Source organism: Mesorhizobium sp. M0060 (genome assembly GCF_040323155.1).
In the GTDB taxonomy this organism is placed as follows: domain Bacteria; phylum Pseudomonadota; class Alphaproteobacteria; order Rhizobiales; family Rhizobiaceae; genus Mesorhizobium.
On record NZ_JAMYUP010000174.1, the window covers coordinates 1 to 675 of the forward strand.

2 protein-coding genes are annotated in these 675 nt (G+C 57.8%); both read left to right on the top strand.

The annotated features are described in order from the left end of the window. Positions 1–89: DUF2905 family protein (locus NKJ94_RS37460; RefSeq protein ID WP_352532815.1), on the top strand; the 89-nt coding region annotated here is incomplete at its 5' end. 403 nt (positions 90–492) lie between these two features. After that, a complete protein-coding gene (locus tag NKJ94_RS37465) occupies positions 493–618 on the top strand; it encodes a hypothetical protein (protein ID WP_023722793.1) in 126 nt (41 codons plus the stop codon). Positions 619–675 lie beyond the last annotated feature (57 nt).

The window sequence follows — 675 nt, forward strand, 5'->3', positions numbered from 1 at the left end:
GTGAGAACTTCACGTTTTACGCTCCGATCGGCACTGGGATTCTGATCAGCATCGTGCTTTCGTTTGTTCTGTGGCTACTCAACCGATAGCGAGGACGGCGAGCCCGCGTCGCCGGAGGAAAAGAACGACGTGGGCCGATCGGAGCTATCCGATCTGGCAGCAAAAATATGAGGGAAAGAGTTTGCTGCGTGGGCAGAACTTTCCCTGCGCGCCGGTGTTCCATCGCGTGAGTGAAAAAGCCCGCCGCACAGTTTGATGCGACGGGCCGATCAAGCGCTGTTGCACCCGGCGGGGCTCGGGTCGGGCATGCCCGGTGCGCGCGGAGGGATTTTAGATGCATCAGCTGCAATACGTCCACCAACCGACGGTTGGACAACACGAGGCATGATTCCGAGCGCTTTCTCTCAGTGCCGAAGGGACAAGATAGTTGCAGGAACTCAGCCTTGGCGCGGCACGTTGCTAAGTCGTTGACCATCGCAAAGGATGTATCCAATGGCGAAAGACATATCTCGCGAGGAAGAGCAACGCGGCACCGAAAAAGTTCTCTTCTGGGGCGCTGCGATCGCTCTTGTCCTTTTTGTGTCTCTGCTGACCATCGCCCTCGTCGGGACGTCCTGATCTTTTTAGACAGCAGGATTGGACCGGCGGGCGCGAGGTCTTGTGAGCTTAGGGGCG